The 16,872-nt window shown below is 57.8% G+C and carries 15 protein-coding genes; 1 reads left to right on the top strand and 14 read right to left on the bottom strand.

The features are described from left to right. Nucleotides 1–242: 242 nt before the first annotated feature. The 14 genes from wecG to trxA all read right to left on the bottom strand — a co-directional run bounded on the left by wecG (nt 243) and on the right by trxA (nt 15,452). Entirely contained in the window at nt 243–983 is a 741-nt protein-coding gene (gene wecG, locus ACMGGW_RS23585) for a lipopolysaccharide N-acetylmannosaminouronosyltransferase (RefSeq protein WP_025304866.1), read from the bottom strand. A 14-nt stretch (nt 984–997) separates the two neighbouring features. Continuing rightward, complete coding sequence (wzyE, locus tag ACMGGW_RS23580; protein WP_049295057.1) at nt 998–2,365, bottom strand: ECA oligosaccharide polymerase; 1,368 nt, start codon at nt 2,363–2,365, stop codon at nt 998–1,000. Beyond that, nucleotides 2,362–3,447 carry a TDP-N-acetylfucosamine:lipid II N-acetylfucosaminyltransferase gene (locus tag ACMGGW_RS23575; RefSeq protein ID WP_141997004.1) on the bottom strand — a complete coding sequence of 362 codons (1,086 nt, stop codon included), beginning with the start codon at nt 3,445–3,447 and terminating at the stop codon, nt 2,362–2,364. The genes wzyE and ACMGGW_RS23575 overlap by 4 nt, the downstream gene beginning before the upstream one ends. After that, on the bottom strand, nt 3,444–4,694 hold the full coding sequence (gene wzxE / locus ACMGGW_RS23570; RefSeq protein WP_025304863.1) for a lipid III flippase WzxE: 1,251 nt from the start codon (nt 4,692–4,694) through the stop codon (nt 3,444–3,446). The genes ACMGGW_RS23575 and wzxE overlap by 4 nt, the downstream gene beginning before the upstream one ends. Before the next feature lies 1 nt (nt 4,695). Next, complete coding sequence (gene rffA / locus ACMGGW_RS23565; RefSeq protein WP_049203642.1) at nt 4,696–5,826, bottom strand: dTDP-4-amino-4,6-dideoxygalactose transaminase; 1,131 nt, start codon at nt 5,824–5,826, stop codon at nt 4,696–4,698. After that, nucleotides 5,813–6,544: a dTDP-4-amino-4,6-dideoxy-D-galactose acyltransferase gene (gene rffC, locus ACMGGW_RS23560; RefSeq protein WP_043142245.1), complete on the bottom strand. Its 732-nt coding sequence runs from the start codon at nt 6,542–6,544 to the stop codon at nt 5,813–5,815. Before rffC ends, rffA begins: the two co-directional genes overlap by 14 nt. Beyond that, nucleotides 6,522–7,403: a glucose-1-phosphate thymidylyltransferase RfbA gene (gene rfbA / locus ACMGGW_RS23555; protein ID WP_043142249.1), complete on the bottom strand. Its 882-nt coding sequence runs from the start codon at nt 7,401–7,403 to the stop codon at nt 6,522–6,524. The genes rffC and rfbA overlap by 23 nt, the downstream gene beginning before the upstream one ends. 48 nt (nt 7,404–7,451) lie before the next feature. After that, nucleotides 7,452–8,525, bottom strand: coding sequence for a dTDP-glucose 4,6-dehydratase (rffG, locus tag ACMGGW_RS23550; RefSeq protein WP_197832514.1), 1,074 nt, complete (start codon nt 8,523–8,525; stop codon nt 7,452–7,454). After that, complete coding sequence (wecC, locus tag ACMGGW_RS23545) at nt 8,516–9,778, bottom strand: UDP-N-acetyl-D-mannosamine dehydrogenase (RefSeq protein ID WP_049203647.1); 1,263 nt, start codon at nt 9,776–9,778, stop codon at nt 8,516–8,518. The genes rffG and wecC overlap by 10 nt, the downstream gene beginning before the upstream one ends. After that, entirely contained in the window at nt 9,775–10,905 is a 1,131-nt protein-coding gene (gene wecB, locus ACMGGW_RS23540) for a non-hydrolyzing UDP-N-acetylglucosamine 2-epimerase (RefSeq protein WP_043142254.1), read from the bottom strand. The genes wecC and wecB overlap by 4 nt, the downstream gene beginning before the upstream one ends. An 86-nt stretch (nt 10,906–10,991) precedes the next feature. Next, nucleotides 10,992–12,044: an ECA polysaccharide chain length modulation protein gene (gene wzzE / locus ACMGGW_RS23535; RefSeq protein ID WP_033631474.1), complete on the bottom strand. Its 1,053-nt coding sequence runs from the start codon at nt 12,042–12,044 to the stop codon at nt 10,992–10,994. Between the two features lie 27 nt (nt 12,045–12,071). Next, nucleotides 12,072–13,169: a UDP-N-acetylglucosamine--undecaprenyl-phosphate N-acetylglucosaminephosphotransferase gene (wecA, locus tag ACMGGW_RS23530; protein WP_025304855.1), complete on the bottom strand. Its 1,098-nt coding sequence runs from the start codon at nt 13,167–13,169 to the stop codon at nt 12,072–12,074. A 296-nt stretch (nt 13,170–13,465) separates the two neighbouring features. After that, entirely contained in the window at nt 13,466–14,725 is a 1,260-nt protein-coding gene (rho, locus tag ACMGGW_RS23525) for a transcription termination factor Rho (protein ID WP_004934188.1), read from the bottom strand. A 400-nt stretch (nt 14,726–15,125) separates the two neighbouring features. Next, entirely contained in the window at nt 15,126–15,452 is a 327-nt protein-coding gene (trxA, locus tag ACMGGW_RS23520; protein ID WP_025304854.1) for a thioredoxin TrxA, read from the bottom strand. A gap of 131 nt (nt 15,453–15,583) precedes the next feature. Here trxA and rhlB point away from each other — a divergent pair, with 131 nt between their 5' ends. Beyond that, entirely contained in the window at nt 15,584–16,870 is a 1,287-nt protein-coding gene (gene rhlB / locus ACMGGW_RS23515; protein WP_025304853.1) for an ATP-dependent RNA helicase RhlB, read from the top strand. Nucleotides 16,871–16,872 lie beyond the last annotated feature (2 nt).

Raw genomic sequence — 16,872 nt, 5'->3', positions numbered from 1 at the left:
AGTTACCGTGAGAAGAACATCGTTCAGCGCTGTCGCATCAGGCTTCAGCGGCCGGGGATAATTTCCGGGCGGTATCGTTTCGCATTTCGCCGCTATAAGCAAACCGCAATTTAAAACTTTATGGAATAAATGCGGCTGCGTTTAGGGCTGGGGGTTATAGATATGCGGGAGAAACGTGCAAAAGCAGATTATTGGTACAGCAGACCGGAGCGGAACAGCACTTTCCGCCCCGGATGTAGAGGTTACATCTTGCCGCTGTAGTAGTAGCCGACAAACTTCAACAGCTTCAACTGCCGGCCGATGCGGCTGGGCTGGCTGAGCAGGCGGTAGAGCCACTCCAGACCGAGGTTCTGCCACACCTTGGGCGCACGCTTCACGTGGCCGGTAAAGACGTCGTAGGTGCCGCCCACGCCCATGTACAGCGCCTGCGGATGCACCTTGCGGCAGTCGCGCATCAGGATCTCCTGCTTCGGCGATCCCATCGCCACCGTCACGATAGCGGCACCGCTGGCGCGAATACGCTCGAACAGCGCCTCACGTTGCTCCGGTTTGAAATAGCCATCCTGGCTACCCACCAGGTTGACATTCCACTGGCTGCGCAGCTTTTGCTCGGTTTCCGCCAGCACCTCCGGCTTGCCGCCGACCAGGAAGACCGGCGTGCCTTCACGACCGGCGCGCTGCATCAAGGCTTCCCACAGATCGGCGCCCGCAACGCGCGAAACGTCCGCCGCCGGGTATTTGCGGCGAATCGAGCGCACCATGCTGATGCCGTCGGCGTACTTGTACTCCGCCTCATCCAGCAACGCATGCAGCGCCGGGTCCTCTTCCGCCTTCAGGATCTTTTCCGCGTTCATGGCCACCAGCGTGCCCTGTTTGACCCGGCCGCCGTCGAACAGAAAGTCCATGCAGTGCGCCATATCGCGAAAGCCCCACAGGCTGAAACCGCGCAGCTCATACTGCGGCACCGAAATCTTTGTTTCCATCGTTCTCATTACCCTTACAAAAGACCGTCCGCCCGTGGGGGAGAGGCCAGCGCGCGGGCGCGCGTCACTCTGGCCTTGATCAGCCCGGCGGTATCGAACAGCCAATACAGCAACTTCGCCAGCACCAGACAGGCGCCGAAAATAATGCAGAAGAACACCACGCGCGACACGAATGAATCCACCCCTTCGCGCGCCAACACAATCATGTTGAACACCGCGCCGAAGCAGAATCCTTGCAGGATAGCCGCCTTATAGCGGTTCGGCTCGGTTTTGCCCAACTCATACAGCCAGTCGAACCACTTGATGATCATGCCCACCAGAATCGCGCCGAGCGGGATAAACAGCGCGCCGCCCATCACCACCAGCGAACCGATCAGCGTCGGGGATATCGCCAGCCCGGAGTGGTTGTTCAGCACTTCCCAGGTGAAATAGTTGGCCGAGTTCAGCACCACGTCCGGCCGGCCCGGCCATAGCCACGTTGGGATAAAGACGTAGAAATCACGCAAGATCGGCGCCAGGCCCTGGAAATCGATCTTGTCGTAATTTTGCAGCAGCAGCGCCAGGTTTTCCCACGGCGAGAAAGTATCGCGGGTCAGATAAAGGAAGGTATAAAACGCTTCCGCGCCGCTGACGTCCAGGCTGTAGCGCTTCAACGCCAGCCAGAACATGCCGACCACACCGAATATGCCCGCCGCCGCCAACATCCACAGCGTGATCCAGCCGCGCACGATACCGATAAACAGGAACAGCGCGAAGGCGATGATGATATTGGCGCGGGTGCCGCCGACGATGACGTAGGTCAGAATGCCGAACGCCACCGTCGCCACCAGGAACAAGAACCAGGCGCGCAGATCCTGCCGCAGGAAATAGACCACCAGCATCGCCGGAATGAAGAAGTAGAAGAACCGTTTGAGCGCCACGCCGGACACGTCGCTGGAGAAGATCTGGCTGTAGGAATTGAGCTTGAACAGCAGGAAGCCGTTCTGCATGAAGAAGATACCCACGGTCCCGATCGCCACCAGGGCCAGAAGCACCCAGGTCATATGGGTTTCCACCCGGTTCATGGTGAACAGCGCCACACGCGGCTGAGAGCGGCGCTTGCGCAGCCGGGTCTTGTAGGTGACGTAATAGATGGCGTAAAACGCCGTCGCCGACAGCAAGGCGTACAGCAGAAACTCCACCGGTACCACCTCGACGTCAAACTGAAACACCAGCAGACAGGTCAGCGGGAAGCCGAAATAAAACGTCAGCAAATACAGCAGCGAGAAGAAGACGTTGAAGTTAAAGCGCACGCGCCGAAACTCCTGGTAGGTCAGCGTCAGAATAAACGTCAGGCTGACCAGGTAGACGACGAACAGGCCGCCGAATTGCGCCAACGTCATGAGTGCTCTCCCGCCGCCAGCGCCAGAGCTTGCTGCCAGCCGTCGACATAGTTCGGATTGAAGAAGGCGATCGCCTGTTTATCTACCGCCGCCAGCTGACGCTGCGCTTCGCGCACTACCGCCTCGTCGAGAGAATCGCCGTAGAACAATACTGGCAGGTGCTGTTCCGCCAAGTCCTGCCAGAACGGGTTTTGCCGGCTGAGCACGAAAGGTACGCCAAACTGAATCAGCAGGCACAGGGTGCCTATCCCCTGCTGGCGATTGAAAATGAAATAGCCGAGATCGCAGGCGCGCAGGATGTTGAGATAGTCTTCAAATGCCACCTGCTGCGTGAGCAGCTGCAGATTTTTCTCGCCGAACAGCGGCAATCCGGCGGCACGCACCTGCTCGATGTAAGCGTCGTTATTGGCCGGATAGCCCATCGGCAGGATCACGCGCACGTCGGCGCCGAACTGCTGATGGATCGCCTGCAGTGCTTCGATATGCCGATTGCTGCGATCGCCGGAGTTGCCCACCAGAATCGTCATCGGCCCGGCCAGATTTTTCTCGACGTGAACGTCGGTCAGCGCCGGATCCATGCGGGTCGGGAAGTACAGCAGCGAGGCAGGTACCCGCGCATGGCGCTGCTGGTAGTGAATCACGTCGCCGCGGGTAGCAAATACATTCCCCACCCGCCCCTGGGCAATGCGGCGCAGCAGATAAAACAGCCTGAATTTCCAGCTGGTGGCGTCTTCGTACAGATCGGCGCCCCAAATATGCCAACTGACCTGACGTGCCTTGATCTTGCCGCTCAGCAGCGCCAGCCACAGCCCCGGATTAAACTGGCCGTGCAGGAAGAAGCGTGCAGCGCGATCGGCCTGGGCGCGGGCGATCACCGCCGCCGCCAGGCTTTTCTTATCGGCGTAAGGCTCAATATTCAGGGCGGGGAAATCCCCCAGTGCCGCCACATCCTTGGCCGCCACCATAAAATGCCGCGTCTGCTCAGCCGGCAGACGCGGCGCCAGCACGTCGTTGAAGAAGCGCAGCACCGTCTGGTTATGATGCGGGATATCGGATCCCAGAACGTGAATCAGTATGGTCATACTCGTCTACGATAAATAAGAAACACGCAGCTACAGAGCGCGAAATACACGATGTAGGTTGCCATATAGGCCTGAGCCGCACCCAGCGCGCCGTGCTGCGGGATCAGCCAGTGCGAGAACAGCGTCAGCAGCAGAAACTGGCTGACTTCCGTCAGGATATAAAAGCGCAGCGACGCTTTAGCGATCACCAAATAGCCGAACACATAAGCCCCGACTTTCAGCACGTCGCCCACCAGTTGCCAGGCAAACAGATCGCGCATGGCGACGAATTTATCCGAGAACAGCAGCCAGATAGCGAAATCGCGCAGCACCCAGACCGTAAAGCTCGCTGCCGCTACCGCCGGCAGCACGAATTTCAGCGAGCGCACGATCTCCCGCGAGATGGCGCCCTTGTCCGTCAGCCGCGACAGCGTCGGCAGCAGATAGACGGTAAACGAGGCGGTGATAAACTGCAGATAGGCATCGGAAATGCTGCTGACGCCTTGCCAGATCCCCACCTCATCCCAGCCGTAATGCGCGGCCAGCAGGTTTCGCATCATGACGTAGGCCACCGGCAGCGTCACCGAGGTGATCAACGCCATGACGGTGAATTTGCCGAGGTTACCGGCCACCCGTTTGTCCCAGCGCAGCGCCAAATAGCGCAGCGGCAGCGTTTTGCGCCGCCACAACATCAGCCCGGCCGGCAGCACCACCAACGCCGGCACCAGCGCCAGCCCCGCCAGCGCGCCTTCATAGCCACCCAGCTTGAAGCACAGGTAATATGCCACCACGCCGATCAGGCTGCCGCCGATCACCGCCAGCGCATTGCCCATCGCGTCGCGATAGCCTTTCAGCACCGCCATGAACAGGTTGGCGTAGGCGATGCCCATCTGAATGAAAGCGACGGCGCGCACCACGCCGACGTAATCGGCATGCCCGAACAGCCCGATGCTGATCGGTTCGGCGGCGAACAGAAACACCAGCGCCAGCAAGGTCGAAAAGCCCAGCACGATGCTCGACGCGGTACCGACCGCCAGGCGCAAACGCTGCGGATCCTGATGGTACTCCGCAACGTATTTGGTTATACCGTTAAAAATACCCGCGCCGGACAGCACGCCCAGCACGGTGATCAACTGGCGAAAGTTACCCGCCTGCCCCACGCCGCTGGGGCCAAACGCTACCGCCAGCAGTTTCACCACCAAGAGCCCCACGCCAATTTTGATCAGCGTGGAGCCGGCGGTCCATATCGATGCTTTTGCCAACGACATATCAGGCAAAGAAGCTCAGGATGGTATTGATTACCGTACGCTGATTGACATCAGACATATTGTAGAACAGCGGCAAGCGCACCAGACGCGCACTTTCCTGCGTGGTGTAACGATCTTCGCCGGCAAAGCGGCCAAACTGTTCGCCGGCCGGGCAGTCATGCAGCGGGATATAGTGGAACACGGCCATGATTTCGGCTTCCTTCAGGTAGTCGATAAAGGCCGTGCGCTCTTCGATATCACGCAGCTTGATATAGAACATGTGCGCGTTATGCACGCAGTCGGCTGGGATGCTCGGCAGTTCGATGCGGCCGGCCTTTGCCAACGACAGGAAGCTGTCGTAGTACTTCTGCCACAGTGCCAAACGGCGCTGGTTGATGCGTTCCGCCACTTCCAGCTGGCCCCACAGGTAAGCGGCCTGCAGGTCAGACATCAAATAGCTGGAACCGATGTCGCGCCAGGTATATTTATCGACCTGGCCACGGAAGAACTGGCTGCGGTTGGTGCCTTTCTCGCGGATGACTTCCGCCCGATCGATCAGGGCCGGATCGTTCACCAGCGTCGCGCCGCCTTCGCCGCCGGCGGTGTAGTTTTTGGTTTCATGGAAGCTGAAGCAGCCGATATGGCCAATGGTGCCCAATGCCTTGCCTTTGTAGGTCGACATCACACCCTGCGCGGCGTCTTCCACCACGAACAGGTTATATTTCTTCGCCAGCGCCATGATGGTATCCATCTCGCAGGCAACGCCGGCATAGTGCACTGGCACAATCGCGCGGGTTTTATCGGTGATCGCCGCTTCGATTTTGGTTTCGTCGATGTTCATGGTGTCCGGCCGCAGGTCGACGAACACCACTTTGGCACCGCGCAGCACAAAGGCGTTGGCGGTTGAAACGAAGGTAAAGCTCGGCATGATCACTTCGTCACCCGGCTGAATATCCAGCAGGATGGCGGCCATTTCCAACGACGCGGTGCAGGAAGGCGTCAACAACACTTTCGCGCTGCCGAAACGCTGTTCCATCCACTGCTGGCAGCGACGGGTAAAGCCGCCGTCGCCGCACAATTTGCCGCTGCCCATGGCAGCCTGCATATATTCCAGTTCAGTGCCAACAACCGGTGGAGCGTTAAATGGAATCATGTCTACCTCTGTATAACCAGTACGCGGTGCTTTCAATCACGGCACCCTGTCGTTGATAGAGTCGTAATGCGGCGATATTGCCTGTCTGGGTCGCGACCCGCAGGCGCTGCATTCCTTGCCGCCGACATTCGGCCAGCGCCGCAGTCATCAGCCGAGTGCCAATGCCCCGGCCTGATACGCCGGGGAAAGCCGCCAGCAGGCCGATACGCATTTCCTGGCCGCCAATGTCACGCAGGCTGACAAATCCCTCTGGCCGCCCCTGTTCGTCCAGCGCCAACAGGCACTGATGATCGAAGGTGCCCAGAACGGCCTTTTCGATCCACAAAGCATAAAACCGGCCGCTGTCATCAGGTTGATACCAGGGGGTACGAAAGCGGCTGACGGTGAACGCCTGAGCCGCCGCGGTGCGCAATGCCGGGATATCGGCTTCTGCCGCCAGGCGGGACGTCTGGGCGACGAAACCCGGTTCAACCACGTGATCATGCTCAAGAGCCAGAACCAGATCGACCTCGCCCTCAACCAGGCGAAATCCCAAATCAGCCAGACCGTCCGCCAACGCAAGGTGCTGAGCGGGGACTTTGGCCTGCACCAAGGCATAAGCCGCCAGATCGGCTTCGGCAAGCGCCGGAGCCGAGGAGGAGAAGCTGAGTTTCGCGCTGTCTAGCGCGAAAAACTCGCTTTCCCACGCCAAAGGCTCAATAGTGGCGTGGACGCACATGCAGCAGATCCAACAGGTACTTACCGTAACCGGTTTTCGACAAGGCGTTGGCGGCACGTTTGAGTCCCTTGTCATCCAGCCAACCGTTGCGCCAGGCAATTTCCTCTAGACAGGCGATTTTAAAGCCCTGGCGTTTTTCTACCGTCTGCACGAAGCTGCTGGCTTCCAGCAGACTGTCGTGAGTCCCGGTGTCCAACCAGGCGAAACCGCGTCCCAACAGCTCGACGGTCAGTTCACCGCGCTCCAGATACATCTGGTTGATGCTGGTGATTTCCAGCTCGCCGCGCTCAGAAGGCTTCACCTGCTTGGCAAACTCCACCACTTGGCTATCGTAGAAGTACAGACCGGTCACCGCCCAATCGGATTTCGGTTTCTTCGGTTTCTCTTCGATCGACAGCGCACGGAAGTTGCCGTCAAACTCCACGACGCCAAAGCGTTCAGGATCCATGACCTGATAACCGAACACGGTGGCCCCTTCGGTGCGGGCCGCGACGGTTTTTAATTTCGGGCTGAAAGATTGGCCGAAGAAGATGTTATCGCCCAACACCAGGCAGCAAGAATCGCCGTTGATAAACTCCTCGCCGATCAGAAACGCCTGCGCCAGACCTTCAGGCTTAGGCTGCGCAGCGTAGCTGAGATTGACGCCGAACTGTTCGCCGTTACCCAACAAACGTTCGAAGGACGGCAGATCTTCCGGGGTCGAGATGATCAAAATGTCGCGGATCCCCGCCAGCATCAGTACCGACATCGGGTAATAGATCATCGGCTTGTCATAAATCGGCAGCAGTTGCTTGGACACGCCACGAGTGATCGGATGAAGACGCGTACCGGAACCGCCAGCCAGAATAATACCTTTCATACTTACTCCAAAAACCGCCGCGCCGCCGCAGAGCGACGCGGCGTTAAATTAATCTGACAACCCTAAACGCTCGCCGGCATAAGAACCGTCTTGCACCCGGCGCCACCAGGTTTCGTTAGCCAGGTACCAGGCTACCGTCTTGCGAATGCCGCTTTCGAAGGTTTCCTGCGGCCGCCAGCCCAACTCACGATCGATTTTGCTAGCGTCGATGGCATAACGCATGTCGTGGCCCGGGCGATCCTTCACGTAAATGATGAGATCGCGGTAGTTCGCCACGCCTTCTGGTTTGTTTGGCGCCAGTTCCTCCAGCAGATCGCAAATGGTCTGTACCACTTCGATATTCTTGCGCTCGTTGTGGCCACCAATATTGTAAGTTTCGCCCACCACGCCTTCGGTCACGACCTGATAGAGCGCACGCGCGTGATCCTCGACATACAACCAGTCACGCACCTGCGCGCCGTTGCCGTATACCGGCAGCGGTTTGCCGGCTACCGCATTCAGGATCACCAACGGAATTAACTTCTCCGGGAAGTGATAAGGACCGTAGTTATTCGAACAGTTAGTCACGAGGGTCGGCAAACCGTAGGTGCGTAACCAGGCACGCACCAGATGATCGCTCGACGCCTTGGAGGCGGAATACGGACTGCTCGGCGCATAGGGCGTGGTTTCGGTGAACAGATCGTCGGTGCCGTGCAGGTCGCCGTACACTTCGTCGGTGGAGATATGATGGAAACGGAAAGCCAGCTTCTTCTCCGCCGCCAACGGCTGCCAGTAATGGCGCGCCGCTTCCAGCATCGTGTAAGTGCCAACCACGTTAGTGTCGATAAAGGCCGCCGGGCCGTCGATAGAACGATCGACGTGGCTTTCCGCCGCCAGGTGCATCACTACATCCGGTTGATACTGGGCAAATACCCGATCCAACCCGGCGCGATCGCAGATGTCGACCTGCTCAAAAGCATAGCGCTCGCTCTCGGCCACCACCGCCAGCGACTCGAGGTTACCGGCATAGGTCAGCTTATCCACCACCACCACGCTGTCGCCGGTGGCCTCGATGATGTGCCGCACAACTGCGGAGCCAATGAAACCGGCACCACCGGTAACTAAAATACGTTTCAACGCCATACTCCTTTGGTATCAACAACCCATGTTTGTTTTACATCTTCCGGCCGGATGGCCCTGAACTGTTGGTGATCGACCAACATCACGATCACATCGGCCTGCTGCAACGCCTCGGCAATCGGCGTCAACGTCACATGGCCCGCCAGCGACTTCGGCAACTGTTCGACGTTCGGTTCCACCGCCAGCGTTTCGCCGACGTGCCATTCGGCGATCAGGTGCGCCACCTCTACCGCCGGGCTTTCACGCAAATCGTCGATATTCGGCTTGAAGGCCAGGCCGAAACAGGCAATTTTCACCTCGGACGCGCGCTTGTCGGTGGCGGCCAGGCAATCGGCCACCGCCGCTTTCACACGGTCGACCACCCACAGCGGTTTGCCGTCGTTCACCAGGCGTGCGGTGTGGATCAGGCGCGCCTGCTGCGGATTCTGCGCCACGATAAACCACGGATCGACGGCAATGCAGTGACCGCCGACGCCCGGCCCCGGCTGCAGAATATTCACCCGCGGATGGCGGTTTGCCAGGCGGATAAGCTCCCAGACGTTAATCCCCTGCTCGGCGCAAATCAGCGACAGTTCGTTGGCAAAGGCGATATTCACGTCGCGGAAGCTGTTTTCCGTCAGCTTACACATCTCGGCGGTGCGCGAATTGGTGATCACGCATTCGCCCTCGAGGAAAATCTTGTACAGCGCGCTGGCGCGCTCCGAGCACTTCGGCGTCATGCCGCCGATCACGCGGTCGTTTTGAATCAGCTCCACCATCACCTGCCCCGGCAACACGCGCTCCGGGCAGTAGGCGATATTCACGTCCGCCGCTTCACCCGCGTGCTGCGGGAAGCTGAGATCGCTGCGCGCCTGCGCCAACCATTCCGCCATCTGTTCAGTGGCGCCCACCGGCGAAGTGGACTCAAGGATCACCAAATCGCCTTTTTTCAGCACCGGCGCCAGCGATTTCGCCGCCGCTTCGACATAGGCCAGATCCGGCTCGTGATCGCCTTTGAACGGCGTAGGCACTGCGATCAGGAACGCATCGGCCGCCCGTGGTTTGGTCACCGCCTGCAGGAACCCGCCGTCGACGGCGTCCTTGACCACTTTATCCAGATCCGGCTCGACGATGTGGATCGCGCCGCGGTTAATGGTATCTACCGCATGTTGGTTAACATCTACACCCACCACTTTTTTCTTGCGGGAGGCAAACGCCGCCGCCGTTGGCAAGCCGATATAACCCAGGCCGATAACCGAAATAGTGTCAAAACTCATAGTTTCACCTGATGATTCTTTAAAGCTTCGAGGATACGCTGACAGGCATGCCCGTCACCGTACGGGTTGTGCGCCCGACTCATCGCGTGATATTCGCTTTCGTCCGTCAACAGCCGGGTCACCGCTTCAACAATTTTGGCCACGTCGGTGCCGACCAGACGCACCGTGCCCGCATCTACCGCCTCCGGGCGTTCGGTGGTGTCGCGCATCACCAGCACCGGTTTGCCTAACGAGGGCGCCTCTTCCTGAATGCCGCCGGAATCGGTCAGGATCATGTAAGCCTGGGTCATCAAATAGACAAACGGCAGATAATCCTGCGGTTCGATCAGCATGACGTTGTCGATGCCTTTCAAAATGCGATTCACCGGCTCACTGACGTTTGGATTGAGATGCACCGGATACACCACCTGCACTTCCGGGTGATTGCTGGCGATCTCCGCCAGCGCGCTGCAAATCCGCTCAAAGCCGCCGCCAAAGCTTTCGCGGCGATGGCCGGTGACCAAGATCAGTTTCTTGTCGGCGTCGAGGAACGGGTAACGCTGTGCCAGGCCCGCGCGCAGCGCAGCATCACTCATCACGCGGTCGCGCACCCAGAACAGCGCGTCGATTACCGTATTGCCGGTCACGAAAATGCGGTTGTCCGGCAGCAGCTCGCGCAACAGATTCTGGCGCGAGTTCTCGGTTGGCGCGAAATGGTACATCGCCAGATGGCCGGTCAGTTTGCGGTTGGCCTCTTCCGGCCAGGGAGAATACAGATTGCCGGTACGCAGCCCGGCCTCGACATGCCCAACGGGGATGCGTTGATAGAACGCCGCCAGGCTGGTCGCCAGCGTGGTGGTGGTATCGCCGTGCACCAGCACCACGTCCGGTTTGAAGTCTTCCAGCACCCCTTTCAACCCTTCCAGGATGCGACAGGTGATTTCCGTTAGCCCCTGGCCGGGTTTCATGATGTTCAGGTCGTAATCCGGCGTGATCTCAAACAACCGCAATACCTGATCCAACATCTCACGATGCTGTGCCGTTACGCAGACTCTTGCGTCAAAGGCCTCATCCTGGGCCAGTGCATGTACCAGCGGCGCCATTTTAATGGCTTCAGGTCTGGTGCCGAAAACAGTCAACACTTTCACAGCGAATCTCTTTTGGTCGGTTAATCGCAGGCACCGCCTGCGAATGGGGAGCTCACGCGCCCTGCATCAGATTATTATATTATTTTTTAACTACGCGGCCGACGCGCCAAGGCAACACCCGCGCCAACCAAAGCGCCCATCGCGCCCCACAGAATCAGCCAGAATACCCGGCGTGGGCTGTCACGTTTTACCGGCTCTTCCGGCGTGCGCAAATAACGATAGGTCTGGAACTTCTCATCCAACGTCGGGCCAACGTTCAGCGTCGCCAGCATCGCGCGGTTCTGATCGTAATCCAGATCGTAGGTCGGGCCGGAGGCCTGCAGGCCTTCCAGACGTGCCTGCAGCATTGGCCGGCCCAGCAGGAACAGATCCGAATCCGGCAGTTGCTCGGCCGGAGTGTCGGTTTGCGTGCGGCTAATCCCCTGGCTTTCAGCGATTTTCAGCGCCTGCTGCGTGGTATTCAGCTCGCGCTTGTAAACCGACTCTGCCACCGCTTCCTGACGCTTGACCTGCGCCTTCATCGAGGTGGTGCGAGCGGCCCATGCCCCTTGGATCTCTTCGTTCAGGTGCAGAGCAGCACGGTGGCTGGCGAAAGCCACGTATTGACGCAGCAGGCGGTTGGCGTCCGCGGCGGTTTCCGCCGTCAGCTTCACGCCGTCGTTCGGGACTTTTTTGTCGTCACGCGGCGTGAACAGGATGTTGTTGATCAGCTCGTCGAGCAGCGCCGCATCGGCGCGGGCATCCCCTTCCTGACGTTGCTTGTAATAATCACTCTGCAGCCAGAAATCGCGACGCGTATCGTAAGCCGCCAGTTGCATGATGAACTCATTGTACGCTTCATCCGCGATGCTCGGCTGATCGCCCGCCGTCGCCGGCAACGTGCGCACATCCAGATTGCGCAGGAACTGTTGCTGGGAGTAGTAACCGCCCAGCGCATTCACCGTGGGTTTGTCGGTGATTGCGGTCGCGCTCCATTCTTGCTTAACCAGATAAGAGACGATCAGCGCGACCGCCGCGAACAGCACCGCAATGCCGATTATCCACGGTTTGCCGCGCCACAGGGTGCAGCACAGGCCGCGGATATCGAGTTCGTTATCCACCGCCGGGGTATGCTTGTCAGACGTTGTTTCTGGATTCATCACAGCCAAAAAGCCTCTGGTCTCTGGTTAAGGTACTTGCTTGTTATCGCCCGAACGCCGCAGCCGGCGCTTGATACGCTTAATGTACCGCGCAACCCGCCAGGCGCGCTTGATGCAGTAACCGTACAGGAAGAATGCAAGCAAGAATAATGCCAACATAACCCACTCAGGGATAAAAGTCAGGCGTTCGCCGATCACGCCCACCGCCGCCAGCAATGCGGCCGCCAGGGTGATCAATACGAAAGCCTGCCGTGGCGTAAAGCCGGCGCGCATGATCAGGTGGTGAATATGTTGACGATCGGGAGAGAAGGGGCTCATCCCCTTGCGTAAACGACGATACATGATTGCTATCATGTCCATCAGCGGAATAGCGATGATCCACAGCGCAGTCACCGGGTTAATCGAGTGTGCCTTGCCCTGCGAGCTTTGCAACAGCAGCCAAATGGCGGTAAAGCCGATCAGGGTACTGCCGGCATCCCCCATGAACACCTTATAACGGCGGCCGAGGATGCCGAGGTTGAGCAAAATATAGGGAACGATGGTGGCGATCATCGCAAAGCACCAGAACGCCATCTCATGGTGACCGCTCAGGTACAGCAACAGACCCAGCGCGCCGAAGGAAACGCATGACAGCCCACCCAGCAGGCCATCAATACCATCGACCATGTTGAAGGCGTTGATCGCCGCCCATACCGCGAACAGCGTCACCAAATAGCCGAACGGCCCCAGCAACATCTCCCAGTCGCCCAGCACATGGCCGAAGCTGCGCAGATACAGACCGGCGAACACCATCATGGCGATGCCGACCAACGCCTGCACCAGGGCGCGGATCTTAACGCTGATGTCAAAACGATCGTCGAGCGCGCCCACAAACACCAGAATGCCGGCGCAGGTGAGGTAAAGCTTGGCGTGCGCGATAGGCTGTTCGGAGATCCAAAATGCGAAGCACAATCCGGCATAAACGGAAATACCGCCGACCAGAGGAATCAGCCCCTGATGGCGTTTGCGATAATTGGGTTTATCTACCAGACCAATACGTTTTGCCGCCTTGCGGGCAACAAAGAGAAAAGCCAAAGAAAACAGGAAAACAAATAGAATTTCAGTACTCATAGTGAGTAAGTTCACAGTTAACAGATCTCTGTAGAAGATAAGGCAGCTTACCACGGGCAATAGCTTGTGCCATCGGCCCCCGCCACCTTTCGGTCATTTCCTATGACAACGGTGATTCATGCCTATTTTCTTCGCATCGGCTGACAAAACGACAGCAGCAAAGCCGACCGACGCAACGCCGACCGACAAACAAGATGAATTCTCAATAAGTCGAGGAAACAACTTACTTTTCCATTACTGCTACTTATCGTATCCGCCAAAAGCGAAAAACGCCACGACTAGGCGTGGCGTTCAGCGAATTTTTTAACGAATTATGAGCGTTTCATCATATCGAAGAATTCATCGTTGGTTTTAGTCATCGCCAACTTATTAATGAGGAACTCCATCGCGTCAATCTCACCCATCGGGTGAATGATTTTGCGCAGGATCCACATTTTTTGCAGCTCTTCGGAGGTGGTGAGCAGCTCTTCTTTACGGGTACCGGAGCGGTTGTAATCGATCGCCGGGAATACGCGTTTCTCGGCGATTTTACGCGCCAAGTGCAATTCCATGTTGCCGGTACCTTTAAATTCTTCGTAGATCACTTCGTCCATCTTCGAACCGGTATCAACCAGCGCGGTCGCGATGATGGTCAGGCTGCCGCCCTCTTCCACGTTACGTGCCGCACCGAAGAAACGCTTCGGACGATGCAGGGCGTTGGCGTCCACACCACCGGTCAGCACCTTACCGGAAGCCGGTACCACGGTGTTGTAGGCACGCGCCAGACGGGTGATAGAGTCAAGCAGAATGATCACGTCTTTCTTGTGCTCAACCAGGCGTTTGGCCTTCTCGATTACCATTTCGGCCACTTGCACGTGGCGCGAAGCCGGTTCGTCGAAGGTCGATGCGATCACTTCACCTTTCACCAGGCGCTGCATCTCGGTCACTTCTTCCGGACGTTCGTCGATCAGCAGCACCATCAGCACGCAGTCTGGGTGGTTGTAAGCGATACTCTGCGCAATGTTCTGCAGCAGCATGGTTTTACCGGCTTTCGGCGGTGCCACGATCAGGCCACGCTGGCCGCGGCCAATCGGTGCCGCCAGGTCCAGTACGCGCGCCGTCAGGTCTTCGGTCGAGCCGTTGCCGCGCTCCATCCGCAGACGGGAATTGGCGTGCAGCGGCGTCAAGTTCTCGAACAGGATCTTGCTGCGGGCGTTTTCCGGCTTGTCGTAGTTGACTTCGTTGACTTTCAACAGGGCAAAATAGCGCTCGCCTTCTTTTGGCGGACGAATCTTACCGGAAATGGTGTCACCTGTGCGGAGGTTGAAGCGGCGGATTTGGCTAGGGGATACATAGATGTCGTCGGGACCGGCGAGGTAGGAACTGTCTCCAGAGCGGAGGAAACCGAATCCATCCTGCAATATCTCGAGCACGCCGTCGCCGAAGATATCTTCTCCGCTTTTCGCATGTTGCTTCAGAATGGAGAAGATAATGTCCTGCTTGCGCATGCGGGCAAGGTTTTCCAGCCCCATATTTTCGCCGAGAGTAATCAGCTCAGAAACCGGCGTATTCTTTAATTCGGTAAGATTCATAGTGGTGGGTTCTTAAACTCGGGGTATGTCTCGAACTTGTATCGTGAATGGTATGGCAGCGAGATGCGTGCCTGTTTACTGGACGTTCGATCACCGGGCGCAGAGCCGTCGCGGTAAGAAATGGCTTACATCGGGCGCACGCATTGACGGTTGAAGATCGAAGGTACCTTAAAAATGATTTTTGCAAAACCGTTTGATTGCCAAAACACGGGCTGAGTTCAGTTTACTTTCAACGCCAGTGGTTCGACACAGAGTATAGCTTTAGATTCAAACTCTTTAGATTTAAAACTTCGGGCAAGTTCTATATGCAGTGTGGTTAAACTTAACACGCTTCTTGGCAGGCGTCTAGCGGTGAATTGAACATCACCGCCAGGCACCTGATACTGGGCTTCCCGCCCGATTACAGATTCGCGTTCAGGAAATCTTTGAGCTGACCTTTAGACAACGCGCCAACCTTGGTCGCGGCCACTTCACCGTTCTTGAACAGCAACAGCGTAGGGATGCCACGGATACCGTACTTAGGCGCGGTAGCCGGGTTCTGATCGATATTCAGCTTGGTGATGGTCAGTTTGCCTTCGAACTCTTCGGCAATCTCATCCAGAATCGGAGCAATCATCTTGCACGGCCCACACCATTCAGCCCAGAAATCGACCAGGATCGGCCCTTCCGCATTCAGCACATCGGCTTCGAAGCTGCTGTCAGTCAGGTGAATAATTTTATCGCTCATGTTCTACTCCACAGGATTATGTCTACCTTGTTGGTGTAGCATTAACCAACTCAAGGTGATTTTATTGCACCGCGTTTATTTCAACGGATGTGCTTTCGTAAAGCAATAGTTAGCTGATATTCTACCACACTATGAGCAAAACACACTTGACCGAACAGAAGTTTTCCGACTTCGCCCTGCACCCGTTAGTCCTTGAAGCCCTTGAGAAAAAAGGGTTTCACAATTGCACGCCTATCCAGGCGTTAGCATTGCCGCTCACGCTCTCCGGGCGTGACGTTGCAGGTCAGGCGCAAACCGGTACCGGAAAGACGCTGGCGTTTTTGGCGTCTACTTTTCACTATTTGCTGACTCACCCGGCGAAACAGGATCGCCAGACCAATCAGCCGCGCGCCTTGATCATGGCGCCTACGCGTGAACTGGCGGTGCAAATCCACTCCGATGCTGAAGCGCTCTCCCAGAGCACCGGCCTCAAACTGGGCCTGGCCTACGGCGGCGACGGCTACGACAAACAGCTGAAAGTGCTGGAAAGCGGCGTGGACATTCTGATTGGCACCACCGGCCGTTTAATCGATTACACCAAGCAGAACTATGTCGATCTCGGCGCGATGCAGGTTGTCGTGCTGGATGAAGCCGATCGCATGTACGATCTTGGCTTTATCAAAGACATCCGTTGGCTGTTCCGCCGTATGCCTACGGCCGATCAACGCCTGAACATGCTGTTCTCCGCTACCCTGTCCTATCGCGTACGCGAATTGGCCTTTGAGCAGATGAACAACGCCGAATATGTTGAAGTGGAACCGGAACAGAAAACCGGCCACCGCATTAAAGAAGAGCTGTTCTACCCGTCCAACGAAGAAAAAATGCGTCTGCTGCAGACGCTGATCGAAGAAGAGTGGCCGGATCGCGCCATCATCTTCGCCAACACCAAGCACCGCTGCGAAGACATCTGGGGCCATCTGGCCGCCGACGGTCACCGCGTCGGCCTGCTGACCGGTGACGTGGCGCAGAAAAAACGCCTGCGCATCCTCGACGATTTCACCAAGGGCAACCTGGATATCCTGGTCGCCACCGACGTCGCCGCGCGCGGTCTGCACATTCCCGCCGTCACGCACGTCTTCAACTACGATCTGCCTGACGACTGCGAAGACTACGTGCACCGCATCGGCCGTACCGGCCGAGCAGGCGCCAGCGGCCACTCCATCAGCCTGGCGTGTGAAGAGTACGCGCTCAACCTGCCGGCGATCGAGACCTATATCGACCACAGCATTCCGGTGAGCAAGTACAACAGCGATGCGCTGCTGACCGATCTGCCGGCGCCGAAGCGCCTGTCGCGTCCGCGCGGCGGCAACGGCCCACGTCGCAACTCCGCGCCTCGTCGCGGCGGCGCGCCGCGCAGCAACCGTAAACGCCCGAGCTGATC

It is taken from the genome of Serratia sp. BNK-4 (genome assembly GCF_048685115.1).
Classification (GTDB): Bacteria; Pseudomonadota; Gammaproteobacteria; order Enterobacterales; family Enterobacteriaceae; genus Serratia; species Serratia bockelmannii.
This window is presented reverse-complemented; position numbering and strand designations above follow the sequence as displayed.